An 18951-nucleotide genomic window follows, 5' to 3' on the forward strand; every position below is an offset into this window, starting at 1 on the left:
GCCGAGCCGGCTGCCGAACCACCCGCTGAGCCGACCGCTGAGCCGACCGCTGAGCCCACCGCCGGGCCGGCCGCCGGGGGTCCGGCCGGCGCCGGGTCGTCCGTGCCCGGGGCCTCCGCTGCCGGGCCGGCCGCCGCCGAGCCCGGCATCCGGGTGCTGGCCGGGCTGTTGCGTGCCGCCGGGCTCGATCCGTCCGCCGAGGAGCTGGCCGACGCGCTCTGGCTCGCCGGCCGGACCCGGGCGGCCGCCGGGGCGCCGCCCGGCGGGGAACGGCCGGGCACGGGGCCGGCCGAGGGCCGTGCGCCGAGCGGCCCCGCCGCTCCCGGTGCGGAGGGCGGGCCGGGCGGGCCGGCGCCGGGCGAGGGGGAGCCCGTACCGGAGGAGGCGGAGGCCGAGGACCCGGTCACGCTGTACGTGCCCGCCCTGCGGAGGGCCGCCGGAGCGCAGCCGGAGGAGGCGGCTCCGGCCGGGGAGGCGGTGCCCGTACGGGTCCCGGGGGCGGCCGCGCTGCCCCGGATCCTGGACGTCCAGCGGGCCCTGCGCACCCTCCAGCGGCACCGGCCGACCGCGCCGCCCGGCCGGATGGTGCTCGACGAGCCCGCCACCGCCGAGGCCGGCGCCCGGGCCCTCGGGCTGGTCGTCCCGGTGCTCCGGCCGGAGCACCGGCGCGAGGCGACCGTACGGCTGGTGATGGACGCGTCGCCGTCGATGGCGGTGTGGCAGGACATGTTCGAGGAGCTGCGGACGGTGTGCGAACGGCTCGGCGCGTTCCGGGACGTACAGGTGCACCACCTGCACCGGCTTGCGGACGGCACGCCCGCCCTCGGCCGCGACCCCGTGCCCGGTGCCGGCATGCGCTCGGGCGACCAGCTGCGCGACCCGACCGGGCGGGCCCTGACCATGGTGGTCTCCGACTGCACCGGGCCGCTGTGGCGGGAGGGTTCGGCGCAGCGGCTGCTGTACCGGTGGGCCGAGTGCACCCCGTGCGTGGTCGTACAGCCGCTGCCGCAGCGGCTGTGGGGACGCAGCTGGCTGCCGACCGAGCGGGGCACGCTCGCCCGGGCCGGGGGAGCGGGCCGGAAGCTGCTGTTCCGGCCGGACCGGCCCCCGCTGCCGGGGCGGCCCACGGGAGGCCTGACCGTGCCGGTGCTGCCGCCGGGCGCGACGGCGCTCGGAGCGTGGGCCCGGCTGGTCGCCGGGCTGGGCACCGGGCCGGTACCGGCCGAGGTCGGCCGGGTGCTGGCCGGCCACCGGGCCGCGGCCGCGCCGCCGCCGAGGGCGGTGCGGCCCCCGCGCGAGCTGGTGGGGCGGTTCCGCTCGTCGGCCGCGCCGCGGGCCGTGCAGCTGGCGGTGTACCTGTCGGCCGCGCCGCTGACGCTGCCCGTCATGCGGCTGGTGCAGCGCACCATGCTGCCCGACTCGGAGCCGTCCGACCTGGCGGAGGTGCTGCTGAGCGGGCTGCTGCGGCGCAGCGCACCGCCGCCGGTGCAGTGGTACGAGTTCGTGCCGGGGGTGCAGGACGTGCTGCTGGGGCCCCTGGGGCGGGACGAGGCCGCGCTGGTGCTCAAGCACTGCTCGGAGTACGTGCTCGCGCACTTCGGGCGGGGCGTACGGAACTTCCCCGCGCTCGCCGTCTCCCAGCTGACGGGGGCCCCGCCGCCGGTGCCCGGCCCCGGGCCGCGGGAGGCCGCCGACCGGGTGCCCGCGGGGCGGCTCCCGCAGGCCTTCGCGCAGGTCTCGGCGAAGGTCGTACGGCGCTACCTGCCGGGGCCGCCGGGCACGGCCGGCCCGGGCAGCCCGGCTGACGGGTCCGCGGTCCCCGTGGCGGCGGGGCGCGCCCGGGCGGTGCGGGCCGCGCGGGACCGGCTCGCGGACGGGGGCGGCGAAGCGCGGGCGCTGTACGAGGCGGTGGCGGTGCTCCGGCGGGCCATGGCGGTCCCGGAGGGGCCCGGAGACCCGCCGGAGGAGGCGGAGGCCGAGCTGGCGGGGGCGCTGCTGCGGCTCTGGGCGGACCAGCGGGACCCCGAATTCCTCGCCGAGGCGGAGCGGGCCGTGACCGGGCTGCGGACGGCCCCGGCGCGGGCGGTGCTGGGCCGGGTGCTGTACGAGCGGGCCCTGGCGGGCGCGCGGCCCGACGCGGAGCTGCTGGCGGCGGCGGAACGGGAGTTCGCGGCGGCGGGAGCCGTGCCGGGCGCGGACCGGCGGCTGCGGCGGGACTGCGCCGTCCGGCGGGCGGAGGCCCTGATCCGGCTGAGCCGGGTGCGCGACGACCCGGCGCCCCTGTGGGAGGCCCGCGCCGCCCTGGAACCCCTGACGGGCCCGCCGCCACCCCTGGCCCCGGACTCGGACCTTGCCCCGGACCGGGCTCCGGACCCGGACCTGGCCCCGGACTCGGACCTTGCCCCGGACCGGGCTCCGGACCCGGACCTGGCCCCGGACTCGGACCTTGCCCCGGACCGGGCTCCGGACCTGGGCCCGGGCGGGGCCGCCGGGGCCGGGTCCGGCGACGGCGCGGCGGGGGTGGACCGGCACCCCGCGCTGCAACTCGCCCTGGGGCGCGTCCTGCTGGCGCTGCTGCCCCGTACGCCGGATGTCGCCGAGCGCAGTGCCCTGGCCGAGGAGGCGGCCGCCCGGCTGGCCTCGGCGCTGGACACCCCGCCGCGCGGCGCGCAGCCGCGGAGCCCGCGGACCGCCGGGGTGCGGGTGGCGCTGGCCGGGGCACTGCGGTACCTGCCCGCGCGGCTGGAGCAGGCCGCCGCCCAGCTCGGCGCCGCCCTGGCGGAGGCCGGCGGGGACGCCGAGCTGCGGGTGGCGGCCCTGGTGTGCCTGGGCCGCGTACACCGGGCCCGGTACGCCCGGGACGCCGACCCGGTGGCCCTGGAGGACGCGGCGGAGGCGTACGGACGCGCCCGCCGGCTGGTCCCCCGGGACGCCGAGGCCTTCGCGGAACTGCTGCCCGAGTGGGGCGACGTCCTCCTGGACCGGGCGCGGGCGGCCGACGGGCGGCGGTTCACCGGTACCGCCGTACGCGTGCTGCGCGAGAGCCGGGCGGCGGTCGCGCAGTCCGACCCGGGGTCGGCGCAGCGGCTGGTTCGGCTGGCCACCGGGCTGCGGCTGCGGCACGCGTACGAAGGGGACCCGGTGGACCTGCGGGAGGCGGAGTACCTGCTGGAGCTGGCCGTGCGGCACAGCCGCGGCCCGCTGGAGCAGGCCCGTGCCTGGCGGGACCACGGAGACGTGCAGCAGGAGATCCACGGCCACACCCACGCCGCCGAACGCCTCGACCGGGCCGCGGACTCCTACCGGCGGGCCTGGCGGGCCGCCCTGGAGGCCGACCGCGAGGAGCGTGCGGACACCGCCGTGCGGCTGGCGGCCCGCGTGCAGGAGCTGCGCGGGGCGGTGCTGGAGCGCCTGGCGCGGCCCCGGGCGGCCCTGGACGCGTACCGGGCCTCCCTGGACCTCTGGCAGCGCCTCGCGGACGCCGCCACCGGGGACGGCACCGACGCCGACGCCGACGACACCGCCCGGCCGGAGGCGGTCCGAGCCCGGGTCCGCGCACTGGAGGCCGGGCCGTAACGGACCGGCCCGCCGCCCGCCCGAGCGGACGGGTACGGGCGCTGGCCGCTCCCGGCGGAAGGGCCAGCCCGCCCGGGCGCGTGCGCTGGAGGAGCCCCGTGACGGGACGTTCCGGGCGGCCGGGACCAGTACTGACGGCACCGACCGGGCCGTGCCCCGCCGCGCGGCCGGGTGCGCGTACGGGAGGCGAGCCGATGGCAGAGCCGCCCCGCGTCCGGCCGCCCCTCCCGGGCCCGGTACGGAGCACCCCCGGCACTGGCCGGGCCCCGCGCTGGCCGCGCCCCGGCCCGCGGAACGGGACCCGCGGGCGCGGCGCCCGGGTGGCGGCTCCGCCGCCGGGTGAAGCGGAGGTCGGCGTACTCGACGGTGCGGCGCGTGCGGCGGGTGCGGCGGGTGACGGTGAGCGTGGCGATGGCCGGCGGCCCGAACTGCCGACGCCCGGCCGGGGCGCTCCGCGTCCGGGGCGTGCCCGGCCGGGCCCCGGACCGGGGGCGGCGCCGTCCTGCGACCCCGGGGCGGCCGTTTCCGTGTGCCGGGGGAGGGGAAAGGGCAGTGGACCGCCGTACGTACCAGGCAACAGGGGGAAACCCGGCCCATGGTGACTCAACATCAGGAAGCTCCTGCGGCCCGCGCGTGCCCCGGACGGCTCCCGGACCTCTCGGGGCTCGACCTGGCCGCACTGCGGGGCATCGACCACCCGGTGCTCGCCGCGGTCATCGAGGGCATGGTGGAGCGCGTCACCCACCCGGCCGAGGTCCTCAACGCCTTCGACTCCGGGGTCGTGTGACCGCTCGCGCCGCGCACGCCGTCCCGTACCGCCGCCACCCCGGCCGTCGCCGCTCCCCCGGCCGCCGCCCCGACCGCCGCAGAGGAGTCGTCACCGTCCGCCACCGCCACCGCAGTTGACCACTTTCCGCCGTTAGCCGGGACCCTCCGGAGGGCAGGGATGGACCGTGCGCAGCGGGAGGTACAGGCGATGAGTCACACGATCACGAGCGACGGCCTGCCGCCCCCGCACCGGAACCAAGCCCTCCAGGCCATCAAGGCCCTCCACGCGCGCCACGCCCCCTGGCCCTACGCCCGCCTCGACGTCCCCGCCCTGCGCGCCGCGGGCCACCGCCCGCACCCGATCCGCCAGTTCGTGCTCAAGACCCGCAGCCGCTGCAACCTCGCCTGTACCTACTGCTACGTCTACGAGATGGCCGACCAGGGCTGGCGCGGCCAGCCCGCCGTCATGGCCCCGGCCACCGCGGCCCGCGCCGCCGAGCGGATCGCCGAGCACGCCGCCGCCCACGGCCTGACCCACGTCGACCTCGTCCTGCACGGCGGCGAACCGCTGCTCACCTCGCCCGCCCGGCTGGCCGAGCCCGTCGAAGCGGTACGGGCCGCCGTGGCCCGCAGCTCCCCGTGCACCCGGGTCACCGCCACCGTCCAGACCAACGGCACGCTCCTCACCCGCGGCCGGCTCGCCGCCCTTGCCGCCGCGGGCATCCGGGTCGGCGTCAGCCTCGACGGGGGGCTGCCCGCCCACAACGCCCGGCGCGTGGACCGCGGGGGCCGGCCCGGCTTCGCCGCCGCGACCCGCGGGCTGCGGCTGCTGTCCCGGCACCCCGACAGCTACGCGGGGGTGCTCTGCGTCGTCGACCTCGGCCAGGACCCCGTGGAGACGTACGAGTCGCTGCTGGGCTACGCCCCGCCCTCCCTCGGACTGCTCCTGCCGCTCGCCCACCACAGTTCCCCGCCGCCGGGCCGGAGCCCCGGCCACACCCCGTACGCCGACTGGCTGCTCGCCGTCTTCGAGCGCTGGTGGCACGACGGGGTGCGGCGGACCCGGGTCAGGATCTTCGAGGAGATCATCGCGCTCCTCCTCGGCCTGCCCGCCGCCACCGAGACCCTCGGGCTCGCACCCGCCACCACCGCCGTCATCGAGACCGACGGCTCCATCGAACAGGCCGACTCGCTGAAATCCGCCTACGAGGGCGCCGCCGCCACCGGGATGACCCTCGCCGCGCACAGTTTCGACCAGCTCCTCGACCACCCCGGGCTCGCCGCCCGCCAGCTCGGCCGGGAGGCGCTGGCCGCCGGATGCCGGTCCTGCGAGCTGGTCGAGGTGTGCGGAGGCGGGCACTACCCGCACCGCTACCTGGCGGGGGAGGGCTTCCGGCAGCCGTCCGTGTACTGCGCCGACCTCAAGGTCCTGATCCGGCACGTCGCCGCCGCCCTCGCCGCGGCGACCGCCCGCCCGGCCGCGGCCCCCGCCGCCGAGACAGCGCGCCCGGGCCCGCTCCCCGCGCCGACCGCCCGTCCCGGGCCGGCCGCCCGTCCCGCCCCGCCGGCCGCCGGCGCCCCCCGGCAGGCGGCCGCGTCGTGAACGAGCCCCGCGATCCCGGCGAGCCCCGCAACCCCGGCGAGCCCCGAGACCGCCGCGACCGCGCCGACCGCCGGGACGCCGCCGACCGCCGCGACGCCGTCGACCCCCTCGACGCCCTCGACGGCCCCGGTCTCCGGGCGCCCTTCGCCCCCTTCGAGGTTCCGTCCCCGACCCTGCGCGCCCTCGCCTCGACCGAGCCCTCCGCGGAGGGCACCCGCCTGATCCGCGACATCCGCCGCTCCAAGCGCCTCGTCCTGCTGCGCGCGGTCCTCGACGCCGCCCCCGGCGGGCGGGCCGGGGAGGCCGCGGACCACTGGGCCCTGCTGGAGGAGGCCGAGCGCAAGGACCCCGGCGCCGTGCGCGACGTCGTGCACTACCCGGCCACCGGCGTGTGGGCCGAGGAGACCCTGCGCCGCCTGCACGACCCGTACGGTCCCGCCGCCGACCTCGGCCACCTCGGCGCCCTCGCCGTCGCCGCGGCCCTGCGCGCCGGGGTCGCCTTCGCGACCACCCTGCGGCCCGTGCACGGCCGGCTCGTCCTGCCCACCCTCGGCCTGCTGCGGCCGCCCCGCCCCGGCCCGCTCACCCTCACCGAGGGCTCCTGGGACCCCGCGGACCCCGCCACCCTGCCCCTGCACACCCTGCCCGGCGGCGGCACCGCCCTCGACGACCTCGACCCCTACCGGGCGGCCGGCCCCGAGCACCCGGCCCCCGTGCGCGCCGCCCGGCGGCTCACCCCCAAGGGGCACAAGCGCTGGGACACCCAGTGGTCCGGCGCCCTCACCCTGCTCCACCGGTACGACACCCTCCGCGCGGGGGAGACCGTCCAGCTGCTGCGTTCCGTCGTGCCGCTGGCCGGCGGCTCCCGTTCCAGCGGCGCCACCCTGCCCGCAGCCGCGGGATCCGTACTGGCGCGGGCGCAGGCCCCGCCCGCGCTGGCCGCCACCCTGGTCCACGAGGTGCAGCACGGGAAGCTCACCGCCCTGGCCGACGTGCTGACGCTGCACACCGCCGACCGCACGCCCCGCCACTGGGCCCCCTGGCGGGCCGACCCCAGGCCGCTGGAGGGGCTCCTGCACGGGGCGTACGCCCACCTGGCCCTGGCCGGCTACTGGCAGCGCGCCGCGCTCTACGGTGCCCGCGGGGCGTGGGCCCAGCACGCCCGCGTCCGGGCGCAGGTGGCGGCCGTCCTGCCCGTACTCCGCGCCCACCCGCAACTGACCCACCTGGGGCGGGAGTTCACCGAGGCGATGGACGACGCCGAGCGGACCATGGACGAACTGCCGCCGCCCGGGGACCAGCACGCCAGCGCCCGCCGGGCCGTCGACCGCGAGCGCCGCGCCTGGTGCGCGGAACACCCCGAACTCGCGCCGTTCGCACGAGGCTGACGGATCGTCCGCTGCGGTACCTTTTCAACCCCGTCCACTGCCCGGATTCCAGGGAGACGGCCGTATGACCACCGGTAGTCGGCAGGATCGCGACGCGGCAGCGCAGCAGCAGCAACACCCGCACCAGAATCCCCACCAGAGCCCGCTCCAGAACCCCCACCCGAGCCAACATCCGCACGCGCACCCGGGCCAGCCACAGCGCTTCGTCATCAGCTTCGCGGGCTTCAACCGCCCCTGGGCCGTGTGGATCGCCCACCGCCTGGAGGAGCACGGCCACCGCGTCGCCCTCCAGCGCTGGGACCCGCAGAACAGCCCCGGCCTCGCCCCCGCGCTCGACGACCTCGCCCGCTCCGGCAGCCGGGTCCTCCTCGTCCTCAGCGAACGCTACTTCTCCGTCGGCGCCCACGCCGACGAGGAGTGGAACACCGCCCTGCGCGCCGTCACCGACCGCCACCCCGACCGGTTCGCCGCCGTCTGCCTCACCGACGCCCCGCTGCCCAGCGCCGTCGCCGTCCTGGAGAAGACCGACCTGTGGGGCCTCGACGCGTACGAGGCCGAGTACCGCGTCCTGCGCCGCCTCGAGCTGCCCACCGACCGCATCGGCACCGAGACCGGCCGCCGCGGCCCCCGCTTCCCCAACGACCCGCCCGAGATCTGGGGCCGGATCCCGCGCCGCAATCCGCGCTTCACCGGCCGCAACGACGTCATCGGCACCCTGCGCGCGGCCCTCACCGAAGCCCCGCCCGGCGCCTCCACCGTCACCCTGCTGGGACTGTCCGGCGTGGGCAAGACGCAGGTCGCCACCGAGTACGCCTACCGCTTCGCCTCCGAGTACGACGTCGTCTGGTGGGTCCCCGCCGAGGACCGGCCCACCCTGCGCGAGCGCCTCGCCGACCTGGCCCCGGCCCTCGGGCTGCCGCGCGGCGCCGGCAGCTACGGCGAGCAGATCCGGGCCGTCCTCGAAGCGCTGCGCCGCGGCACCCCGTACCACCGCTGGCTGCTGGTCTTCGACGGCTGCGACAACCCCGACGACCTCACCGACCTGCTGCCCTCCGGCGCGGGCGACGTCATCATCACCTCCCGCAACCGGGAGTGGGCGACCCGGCACACCAGCCTCGTCGAAGTCCCGCTCTACGCCCGGCCCGAGTCCATCACCTTCATCCGGCGCCGGGCCCTGCGCCTCACCGCGCAGGAGGCCGACCAGCTCGCCGAAGCCCTGGAGGACTACCCCCTCGCCCTCGACCAGACCGCCGGCTGGCTCGCCGACTCCCCGCTGACCGTGGGCGACTACCTGGACCTGCTCCAGCGCCGGCTGGACTCCCGCGAGGCCGTCCTCGTCTCCGACGACTACCCGCTGCCCTTCCCGACCGCCCTGGCGATACTCCTCAACAACGTCCGGGAGAACTTCCCCGACGCCCTCGCCCTGCTGCGGCTGTTCGTGTTCTTCGCCCCCGGCCCGGTACCGCTGCGGCTGCTGCGCGAGTTCCCCGTCGAGGACGTCCCCGAACAGCTCGCCGGGCTCATCAACGACCAGATCCGCTGGAACGCCGCCCTCAACAAGCTCGTCCAGTTCTCCGTCGTCCGCCTCGAGTACTCCGACCTGCCCGTGGAGGACGGCGGCGGCGGCCTGGAGACCGTCCAGCTGCACCGCATGGTCCACGGCATCGTCCGCGCCAACCTCTCCGAGGACGAGGCCGAACCCCTCGCCCGCGCCGTCCGCCAGGTCCTCGCCGCCGCCGACCCGGGCCGCCCCTCCGACTCCCGGCTCTGGCCCCGCTACGCCGAACTCGTCCCGCACCTGTCCACGTCCGGCGTGCTCACCAGCGGCAACCCGCGCATCCAGGGCTTCCTGCTGCACTGCCTGCGCTACCTGCTCCTCGCCGGGGAGTACCGCACCTGCCTGCGGCTGTCCGAGGAGACCGACCAGGCCTGGCGCGCCCTGCTCGGCGAGGACCACCCCAAGGTCCGCGAGCTCAGCTACCAGTACGGCGGAGCCCTGCGCAACCTCGGCCTGTTCCGCCGCGCGGAGACCCTCACCAAGGCCGTCTCCGACCGGCTCACCGAGGAGCGCGGCGAACGCGACCTGGAGACCCTGCGCGCCGTCAGCGCGTACGGGGGCGTCCTGCTGTGCATCGCCAAGTTCGAACCGGCCCGGGAGATCTTCGAGCACTGCCTCGCCACCTACCGCGAACTGCTCGGCGAGGACGACTCCACCACCCTCGGCGCCCAGAACAACCTGGCCGCCACCTACCGGCTGCTGGGCCGCTACCAGGACGCGTACGACCTCGACCTGGACACCCTGCGCCGCCGCGAGCGGATCCTGCGGCCCCAGCACATCTCCACCCTGTCCTCCGGGATCGCCTGCGCGATGGGCCTGCGCCTGATGGGCCGCTACCGGGAGGCCCAGACCCGGCAGGAACAGGGGGTCAAGCTCAACACCCAGGTCCTCGGCCTCGGCCACCCGCAGACCCTGCGCGCCGAACACAACCTCGGCATGTGCCTGCGCCGCTCCGGCGACATCACCGGCGCCGGGCTGCGGCTGCGGACGGTGTGGGAGCGGGCGACGCGCGTGTTCGGCGTCGACTACCCGTGGACCCTGATGGTGGCCTCCGACTACGCCACCTACCTCCGGGAGTACGGGGACATCGGCGAAGCCCGCCGGATCTCCGAGGACGTCGTCCGCGGCTACCAGACGCAGCTGGGCCTCGCCCACCCGTACAGCATCGGCACGGTCGGCAACCTCGGGCTCGTCCTGCGGGCCCAGGGCGAGCGCGCCGAAGCCCTGAACCTCGCCGAGCAGGCCCTCGCCGGGATGCGGGGCGCGCTCGGCGACCGCCACCCCTGGACCCTGGGCTGCGCCCTCAACGCCACCGGGCACCGCAACATCACCGGCCGCCTGGAGGACGCGCTCGACCTCAGCCGGGAGACCCTGCGGACGGCCGAGCGGGTCCTCGGCCCCGACCACCCCATGACGCTGAGCGCCCAGATCGCCCTCGCGGCGGACCTGCGTTCGGTACGGGAGGACGTCGAGGCCGGCAAGCACGAGGAGGCGGGGATCCGGTCGCTGACCCGCGTGCTCGGGCCGCAGCACGTCCACACGGTCTCGGCGAAGCAACAGACCCGCCCCTACTGGGACTTCGAACCCCAGCCGTAGCCCCCGCCGGCGAGGCTGAAAAGGAAGGCCCGGCCCCCCTGAGGGGCCGGGCCTTCCGTACCGCTGAGCCGCGCAGCGACTAGGCCTCGAAGACCTCGTTCAGCAGCAGCTGCTGCTCCGCCTGGTGCCGCTTGGCCGAGCCCACCGCCGGAGACGAGCCGTGCGGCCGCGAGATGCGCCGCAGGCGCTCGCCCGCCGGGACCTCCGCGCCGACCGCCAGGTCGAGGTGGTCGATCAGGTTCAGCGCGATGAACGGCCACGCACCCTGGTTCGCCGGCTCCTCCTGCGCCCAGATGTACTTCGCCGCGTTCGGGAACTTGGCGATCTCCGCCTGGAGCTCCGCACCCGCCAGCGGGTACAGCCGCTCGATGCGGATGATCGCCGTGTCCGTGATGCCGCGCTTCTCCCGCTCGGCCTCCAGGTCGTAGTAGACCTTGCCGGCGCAGAAGACGACCTTGCGGACCGCGTTCGGGTCCACGGTGGCGTCACCGATGACCGGACGGAACGAACCGGTCGTGAACTCCTCCGCCTTCGACGCCGCCGCCTTCAGACGCAGCATCGACTTCGGGGTGAAGACGATGAGCGGCTTGTGGTGCGGGTTGTGGACCTGCCAGCGCAGCAGGTGGAAGTAGTTCGACGGCAGGGTCGGCATCGCGACCGTCATGTTGTCCTGCGCGCACATCTGGAGGAAGCGCTCGGGACGCGCGGACGAGTGGTCCGGGCCCTGGCCCTCGTAGCCGTGCGGCAGCAGCAGCGTGACGCCGGACGTCTGGCCCCACTTCTGCTCGGCCGAGGAGATGAACTCGTCGACGACGGTCTGCGCGCCGTTGACGAAGTCACCGAACTGGGCCTCCCAGAGGACCAGCGCCTCGGGGCGGGCCAGCGAGTAGCCGTACTCGAAGCCCATGGCCGCGTACTCGGAGAGCAGCGAGTCGTAGACGTTGTAGCGCGCCTGGTCGTCCGACAGGTACTGCAGCGGCGTGTAGTCCTCGCCGGTCTCCCGGTCGATCAGGACCGCGTGGCGCTGGCCGAACGTGCCGCGGCGGGAGTCCTGGCCGGACAGCCGGACCGGAGTGCCCTCCATCAGCAGCGAACCGAAGGCCAGGGTCTCGCCCATGCCCCAGTCGATGGTCCCCTCGTCGATCATCGACGCGCGGCGCTGCAGCTGCGGCAGCAGGCGCGGGTGCACGGTGACGTGCTCGGGGATGTTCACCTGCGACTCGGCGATCCGCTTGACCGCCTCCTGCGAGATCGCGGTGTTCACGGCGACCGGGAACTGCGGCTGCGCCACCGGGGCCGGCACGCTGGCCGCGGGCTGCGTGGCGGCCTCGCGGACCTCCGCGAAGACCTTCTCCAGCTGGCCCTGGAAGTCCTGGAGCGCCTGCTCGGCCTCTTCCAGGGTGATGTCGCCGCGACCGATGAGGGACTCGGTGTACAGCTTGCGCACCGAGCGCTTCTTGTCGATCAGGTCGTACATCAGCGGCTGCGTGAACGCCGGGTTGTCGGACTCGTTGTGCCCGCGGCGGCGGTAGCAGATGAGGTCGATGACCACGTCCTTGTTGAACGCCTGACGGAACTCGAAGGCGAGCCGCGCGATGCGGACCACGGCCTCCGGGTCGTCGCCGTTCACGTGGAAGATCGGCGCCTCGATCATGCGGGCCACGTCGGTCGCGTACATCGAGGAACGCGAGGACTCCGGGGCGGCGGTGAAGCCGACCTGGTTGTTGATGACCACGTGCACGGTGCCGCCGGTGCGGTAGCCGCGCAGCTGCGACATGTTCAGCGTCTCGGCGACCACACCCTGGCCGGCGAAGGCCGCGTCGCCGTGCAGGGCGACGGGCAGGACCGTGAAGTCCGTGCCGCCCTTGTTGATGATGTCCTGCTTGGCGCGGACCACGCCCTCAAGGACCGGGTCCACCGCCTCCAGGTGCGAGGGGTTCGCGACGAGCGAGACCTTGATCTGCTCGCCGTCCAGGCCCGTGAACGTGCCGTTCGCGCCCAGGTGGTACTTCACGTCGCCGGAGCCGTGCATGGACTTCGGGTCGAGGTTGCCCTCGAACTCGCGGAAGATCTGCGCGTACGACTTGCCGACGATGTTCGCCAGGACGTTCAGGCGGCCGCGGTGGGCCATGCCGATCGCGACCTCTTCGAGGCGGGCCTCGGCGGCCGAGTCGATGACGGCGTCGAGCAGCGGGATGACGGACTCGCCGCCCTCCAGGGAGAACCGCTTCTGGCCGACGTACTTCGTCTGCAGGAAGGTCTCGAAGGCCTCGGCGGCGTTCAGCCGGCGCAGGATGCGCAGCTGCTCCTCGCGCTCCGGCTTCGTGTGCGGACGCTCGATGCGGTCCTGGATCCAGCGGCGCTGCTTCGGGTCCTGGATGTGCATGAACTCGACGCCGGTGGTGCGGCAGTACGAGTCGCGCAGGACGCCGAGGATGTCGCGGAGCTTCATCATCGACTTGCCGGAGAAGCCGCCGACCGCGAACTCGCGCTCCAGGTCCCACAGGGTGAGGCCGTGCTCGGTGATGTCGAGGTCGGGGTGCTTGCGCTGCTTGTACTCCAGCGGGTCGGTGTCGGCCATGACGTGGCCGCGGACCCGGTAGGAGTGGATCAGCTCGAAGACGCGGGCGGCCTTCGTGACGTCGTCGTCGTGCGAGGCGTCGATGTCCCGGAGCCAGCGGACCGGCTCGTACGGGATGCGCAGCGCCTCGAAGACGTCGTCGTAGAAGCCGTTCTCGCCGAGCAGCAGGTTCGCGACGATCCGCAGGAACTCGCCGGAGGCCGCGCCCTGGATGACCCGGTGGTCGTAGGTCGAGGTCAGGGTCATGACCTTGGAGATGCCCAGCTTGTTCAGGGTGTCCTGCGAGGTGCCCTGGAACTCGGCGGGGTAGTCCATGGAGCCGACGCCCATGATGACCGACTGTCCGGGCATCAGGCGGGGCACGGAGTGCACGGTGCCCAGGCCGCCGGGGTTGGTCAGCGAGACGGTGACGCCGGTGAAGTCGTCCATCGTCAGCTTGCCGACGCGGGCGCGGCGGACGATGTCCTCGTACGCCTGCCAGAACTCGAAGAAGTTGAGCGTCTCGGCCTTCTTGATGCCGGCGACGACGAGCTGGCGGTCGCCGTTCGGCTTCACCAGGTCGATCGCGAGGCCGAAGTTGATGTGCTCCGGCTTGACCAGGGTCGGCTTGCCGTCCTTCTCCGTGAAGGAGTAGTTCATCGACGGCATGGCCTTGATGGCCTGCACCATCGCGTAGCCGATGAGGTGCGTGAAGGAGATCTTCCCGCCCCGGGCGCGCTTCAGGTGGTTGTTGATGACGATGCGGTTGTCGAAGAGCAGCTTCACCGGGACGGCGCGGACGGACGTGGCCGTCGGCACCTCCAGGGAGGCGTTCATGTTCTTGACGACGGCAGCGGACGGGCCGCGGAGCGTCACCAGCTCGGGGCCCGCGGGGGTCCCGGCGGTGGGCGCGGCGCCGGCCGCTCCAGCGGAGCCGGTGCTTGCACCGGGGGCTGCCTTGGGAGCTGCGGCGGAGGGAGCGGCCGCGGCCGGAGCCGGTGCCGGGGTGGAGGGCGCGGCCTGTGCGGCGGCCGGGGCCTGGGAGGTGGCAGTCACAGCAGGGGCACCAGAGGGGGTGGCAGGAGCAGGGGCAGGGGCCGGCACGGCCGCGGGCGCGGAGGCTGAGGTCGGCGCGGCGGCGGCGGGCGCCGCCCCCGTGGCGGCGTCGGCGGTCTGCGGGGTCGCGGCGACGGCGGGGGCGGCCTGTGCGGAGGCGCCGTCCGTCGTCGGGGACGTCTTCGGCTCTTCGGCCTTCACGGGCGCGACGGCGCCCCCGGGCTTGTAGTCCGCGAAGAAGTCCCACCAGGCCCGGTCGACCGAGTTCGGGTCCTGGAGGTACTGCTGATAGATCTCGTCGACGAGCCACTCATTGGCGCCGAAGCTCGTGGCAGGGGTCTTCCCGCCCTCTGCTGTTTCGGTCGTGGTGCTCGAGTTACTGGGGGACTGTGGCGACACGGCGGCAACCGCCCTCTTCCGCTTCACAAGGTATGGACAGCGGGAATAAAGGCTACGCCTCCCGGGGGGCGACATGCAGACCGGGCGGGACATCCGTCGCGTAGGTCACATCGAACGGCGGGTTTCGCCGCCCTGAATGGCGGGAAACAAGCGTGGTTCGGGTAGGGGGCACCCAGGTTGCGGCCCCCATGGCTTCGCACCCCTGACGGACCTCGGCGGAATGTGGCCGAGATCATGTCCTTCCCACTCGAACCCTACGTCAACACGGCGCTTGCGAGCTGCCCGGAAGCGTGACGAGGATGCGGCAGCCCCGTGACGATTCGGCCACTCCGATGCGCCCGCCGTGCAGCTCCACGGCCCACCGGGCGATCGCCAGCCCCAGTCCGGTCCCGCCGTCCCCGCCCCTGGCACTGCCCCGGTTGAACCGCTCGAAGACCCGGTGGCGCTCCGCCTCCGGGATGCCCGGGCCCTCGTCCCGCACCTCCAGCGCCAGGCTCCCGGGCGCGTCACCGGCCCGGGCGCGGACCGTGACCCGGCCGTGTGCGGGGCTGTGCTTGACCGCGTTGTCGATCAGATTCGCCACCACCTGGTGCAGCCGCTCGGCGTCCGCGTACGCCGCCAGCTCGGACGGGAAGACGTCCAGGTGCAGGTGCACGTCGTTGCGGGTGTGCCCGCCGGAGCCGGAGGACAGCCCCGGCCGGCCGGCCGCCGCCAACCCGGACTCCTTCAGCACCCCCGACAGGTACGGCCACACCTCGAAGCGGCGGGCCCGCAGCGGGACCACCCCGTTGTCCACCCGCGACAGGTCCAGCAGGGTCTCCACCAGCCGGCCCAGGCGCTCGGTCTGCTTCAGCGCGGTCCGCATGGTCTCCGGGTCGGCGGCCGAGACCCCGTCCACCACGTTCTCCAGCACCGCCCGCAGCGCCGCGATGGGCGTGCGCAGCTCGTGGGAGACGTTGGCGACGAGTTCCTTGCGGTGCCGGTCCACGGCCTCCAGGTCGTCGGCCATCAGGTTGATCGTGGAGGCCAGGTCGCCCAGCTCGTCGCGGCGGCCCGCCTCGCGCACCCGGCGCGTGTAGTCGCCGCGGGAGATCGCCCGGGCCACCGTCGTCATGTCGTCGAGCGGCGCCGTCAGGCTGTGCGCCACGAACTGCGTGATCAGCATCGAGGCGATCACCGAGAAGACCGTGATGAACCGCAGTTCGGTGTCGGTGCGCAGCGCCACCATCAGCAGGCCCGTGGTGATGAACACCGAGACCACCACGAGGGTGCCCAGCTTGGTCTTGATGGAGAAGGGCGAGAAGGGCCGCAGCCCCCCGGCGGGCCGCTGCCGCGGTCGCTGCCGCGGCCTCGTGGGCGGGGCGCTCACGCCTGCGCCGGGGTCTCCAGGGCGTACCCGACGCCGTGGACCGTACGGATGCGCTCCGCGCCGATCTTGCGGCGCAGGGCCTTGATGTGGCTGTCGACCGTACGGGTCCCGGACGCGTCGGCCCAGTCCCAGACCTCCGCCAGCAGCTGCTCCCGCGAGAGCACCGCGCGCGGGGTCCCGGCCAGGCACACCAGCAGGTCGAACTCGGTCGGCGTCAGGTGTACGTCCTCGGCCTGCACCCGGACCCGGCGCTGCGCGTGGTCGATCTCCAGGTCGCCCAGGCGCAGGGTGGCCCCGCGCGGGGCGTGCGCGGCGAGTGTGGCGCGTTCCACGCGGCGCAGCAGGACGTGGACGCGCGCGGCGAGCTCGCGCATCGAGAACGGCTTGGTCATGTAGTCGTCCGCGCCGACCCCGAGCCCGACCAGCAGGTCGGTCTCGTCGTCCCGGGCGGTGAGCATCAGCACCGGCACAGGCCGCTGGGCCTGGACCCGGCGGCAGACCTCCAGCCCGTCGAAGCCGGGCAGCATGATGTCCAGGACCAGCAGCTCGGGCAGCCAGCTCTCGGCCGCGGCGACGGCGGCCGGACCGTCCGCGGCCGTCTGCACCTGGAAGCCCTCGGCCCGCAGCCGGGCCGCGATGGCCTCCGCGATGGTGCGGTCGTCCTCGACGACGAGTACGCGCCGCTGGGCGCCGGGTGTCGCCGATGCGCCGTTGTGGGTGGTGTGCGTCTGTTCCATGTCCCGGTCCCGCCCCGTGAAGATCTGCGTGGTGGGGTGCAGCGTAGAGGAGCCACAGGGCTGCGGCTATGCGGGGTTCGGACAGGGCATTTGTGCGGAAAACCCTGGTCGGAGGAGGAATGTGCCGGGTGGGGACGTCCCCGCGGGACCGGCCGGCGGACGGCTGCGTTCCGCTCGTGCGGGCGGCAGGCGGGGCCCCGGCGGGACGGACTGACGCGCCTCCTCCGCGGTGAACGGGGGCAGCGCGTCCAGCACTCTGGCGAGGGCCGGGGGCTCGGCCCCCTGCACGGCGGCCACCTCGTGGCCGCCGTGCACGACGGCGTGGACGAACCCGTCGTAGACCGTGGTCGCGTTCTTCGAAAACCGCGGCAGCCGGGCGAAGTCCGCCTCGCGCAGCGCGGCGGACAGGGCGGCGAGCCGGTCCGGCGCCAGTCGGCCGGAGCCCTCGGGGTTCGCCCTGCCGTCCAGCCGGGTCCAGGATCCGTCGCCCTTGACGATCAGGGTGTGGGTCTGGCCGGCGAAACCGCCGGACCGCGTGGCCCGCACGAGGGTCTCGCCGGCGGGGACGGTACGGCCGGGAACCGGCGCGGGACTCGCGCTCGCGGCCGGGTCCGGCGTGGCGCCCGGGGGCGCGCCGGTGGCCGGGGAGGAGGAGGCGGCCGCGGTCGCGGAACCGGTCGCGCCGGTCGGGGAACCGGGCCCGCCGGAGGGGGCGTCGGGCGCGGCCGGCCCGGAGGGGCCGCACCCGCCCAGGAGCACCGCGCCCAGCAGCGCGGCGGCCGTCACCGGCACCGTTCCCCGTGCTCGCATGCCCCACCTCCGCGGGTACTCGGGCCGAACCCCGAGTATGGAGTGCCCGCACCCGATCCGACAGCTCCCGGAGGCCGCCATCCGCAGCATCGCGCCCTGGCGCGTCGTACCCGCGCTGACCGCCCTGCTCCTCGGCCTCTGGGGCCTGGAGCGCGGCGGCAGCCTGTGGCGCGACGAGTCCGTCACCTGGCAGGTGGCCCACCGGCCGCTGGGCGGGCTCTGGGAGCTGCTGGGCCAGGTGGACGCCGTGCACGGGCTGTACTACCTGCTCATGCACGGCGTCTTCCTCGCCTGGGACGGCGGCCTGTGGGCCCTGCGGCTGCCCTCCGTCGCCGCCACGGCCCTCGCGGCCGCCGGGGTGGCCGCGCTCGCCCGCCGGCTCGCGGGGGAGCGGGCCGCGCTGATCGCCGGGGTGGTGTACGCCGTGCTCCCGCCGGTGCAGATGTACGCGCAGGAGGGGCGCTCGTACGCCCTGGTCGCGGCCGCGGTGGTGTGGGCGACGTACCTGATGCTGCGCGAGCGGTGGACGGCCTACGCGGCGGTGCTGCTGCTCGGCTGCTGGCTGCACGAGTTCGCCGTACTGGCGCTGCCCGCCCACGCCTTCACCGCCTGGCGCTCGCGCGGCTGGCGGCTCGCGGCCGGGGCCGTCGCGGCCCTGCTGCTGCCGCTGGCGCTAATCAGCGCGCGGCAGGCCGGGCAGCAGCTCGGCTGGCTCGGGCGGCCGACCTGGCAGGACTGGACGGCGTACGGGGTGCTCGCGGGCGCGGTGCTGCTGCTCGCCCGCGGCGCCGCGGAGCGGGACCTCGTACGGGTGGCCGTGCCGCTGGCGCTGCTGCCGCCCGGGGTGCTGATGGCGGTGTCGCTGGTGAACCCCTGGTACGTGGACCGGTACGTGCTCTACTCCCTGGCCGGACTCGCCCTGCTGGCCGGGGCCCGGCTGGCGGCGGTCCGGCCTGGGGCGCTCGGGGCGGGGGTGGTCCGGGCGGGGGCCGTGCGGGGCCGGTGGACGGCCGTGCGGGGCCGGTGGCCCCGGCCGGTGGTGGCCGTGATCGCCGTGCTCCTGGTGCCCTGTGCGCTCTGGTCGGTGTGGCTGCGGACGCCCGAGAGCCGCAAGGACGACGCCCTCGCGGTGGCCGCGGCCGTCCGCGAGGCGGCCCGGCCGGGCGACGCGGTGGTGTTCCTCCCGTCGCGGCGGCGCGAGTGGCTGCTCTCCTCGCCGCGGACGTACGCCGGACTGCGCGACGTGGCCCTGGACCGCTCACCGGCGGCCTCGCGCAGCCTCCAGGGCACCGAACTGCCCTCGGCGGAGCTCCGCGCGGCGCTCATCGCGTCGCCCCGGGTGATCGCGCTGCTGGACCCGGCCGAGGAGCCGCTGGACCCGTACCCGCGGGAGGCGGTGAAGCGGCAGACGCTGGCCGCCTGGTTCGACCTGTGCTCGGTCACCGCGGTGCGGGGCGCCCGCGTCGCGGTGTACGCGGCCCCGGGCACCTGCGGGCCCTGACGGGCGGGGGGCGGCGGGCAACCGGCGGCA

At 75.6% G+C, this 18951-nt stretch carries 10 protein-coding genes; 6 read left to right on the plus strand and 4 right to left on the minus strand.

Going from position 1 to position 18951, the window contains the following annotated elements:
- The first annotated feature begins 102 nt into the window (after positions 1-102).
- The 5 genes from ACFWTC_RS15425 (at position 103) to fxsT (ending at position 10489) form a co-directional block, all read left to right on the plus strand.
- A complete protein-coding gene (locus tag ACFWTC_RS15425) occupies positions 103-3576 on the plus strand; it encodes an SAV_2336 N-terminal domain-related protein (RefSeq protein ID WP_384074215.1) in 3474 nt (1157 codons plus the stop codon).
- Between the two features lie 595 nt (positions 3577-4171).
- Positions 4172-4363: an FxSxx-COOH cyclophane-containing RiPP peptide gene (fxsA, locus tag ACFWTC_RS15430; protein WP_383917499.1), complete on the plus strand. Its 192-nt coding sequence runs from the start codon at positions 4172-4174 to the stop codon at positions 4361-4363.
- 189 nt (positions 4364-4552) lie between these two features.
- The gene (locus ACFWTC_RS15435) at positions 4553-5947 is read left to right on the plus strand and encodes an FxsB family cyclophane-forming radical SAM/SPASM peptide maturase (RefSeq protein WP_384026867.1); all 1395 of its coding nucleotides are present in this window, start codon (positions 4553-4555) and stop codon (positions 5945-5947) included.
- The gene (locus ACFWTC_RS15440; RefSeq protein ID WP_384026864.1) at positions 5944-7335 is read left to right on the plus strand and encodes an HEXXH motif domain-containing protein; all 1392 of its coding nucleotides are present in this window, start codon (positions 5944-5946) and stop codon (positions 7333-7335) included. The genes ACFWTC_RS15435 and ACFWTC_RS15440 overlap by 4 nt, the downstream gene beginning before the upstream one ends.
- A gap of 64 nt (positions 7336-7399) precedes the next feature.
- A complete protein-coding gene (gene fxsT, locus ACFWTC_RS15445; protein ID WP_383917490.1) occupies positions 7400-10489 on the plus strand; it encodes an FxSxx-COOH system tetratricopeptide repeat protein in 3090 nt (1029 codons plus the stop codon).
- A 79-nt stretch (positions 10490-10568) separates the two neighbouring features.
- Here the strand turns inward: fxsT and ACFWTC_RS15450 are convergent, their stop codons facing one another.
- From ACFWTC_RS15450 to ACFWTC_RS15465, 4 genes are all read right to left on the minus strand, one after another.
- Complete coding sequence (locus ACFWTC_RS15450) at positions 10569-14504, minus strand: multifunctional oxoglutarate decarboxylase/oxoglutarate dehydrogenase thiamine pyrophosphate-binding subunit/dihydrolipoyllysine-residue succinyltransferase subunit (protein ID WP_383917487.1); 3936 nt, start codon at positions 14502-14504, stop codon at positions 10569-10571.
- Between the two features lie 259 nt (positions 14505-14763).
- On the minus strand, positions 14764-15873 hold the full coding sequence (locus ACFWTC_RS15455) for an ATP-binding protein (protein ID WP_384026861.1): 1110 nt from the start codon (positions 15871-15873) through the stop codon (positions 14764-14766).
- The gene (locus ACFWTC_RS15460) at positions 15870-16610 is read right to left on the minus strand and encodes a response regulator transcription factor (protein ID WP_351271439.1); all 741 of its coding nucleotides are present in this window, start codon (positions 16608-16610) and stop codon (positions 15870-15872) included. Before ACFWTC_RS15460 ends, ACFWTC_RS15455 begins: the two co-directional genes overlap by 4 nt.
- 66 nt (positions 16611-16676) lie before the next feature.
- Positions 16677-17420: a hypothetical protein gene (locus ACFWTC_RS15465; RefSeq protein ID WP_384026859.1), complete on the minus strand. Its 744-nt coding sequence runs from the start codon at positions 17418-17420 to the stop codon at positions 16677-16679.
- Positions 17421-17457: 37 nt separating this feature from the next.
- On the opposite strand from ACFWTC_RS15465, the gene ACFWTC_RS15470 reads away from it, so the two are divergent.
- Positions 17458-18921, plus strand: a complete 1464-nt coding sequence (locus ACFWTC_RS15470; protein WP_384026856.1) for a hypothetical protein — start codon at positions 17458-17460, stop codon at positions 18919-18921.
- Positions 18922-18951: the final 30 nt, after the last annotated feature.

It is taken from the genome of Streptomyces sp. NPDC058619, from assembly GCF_042717785.1.
Lineage (GTDB): Bacteria > Actinomycetota > Actinomycetes > Streptomycetales > Streptomycetaceae > Streptomyces.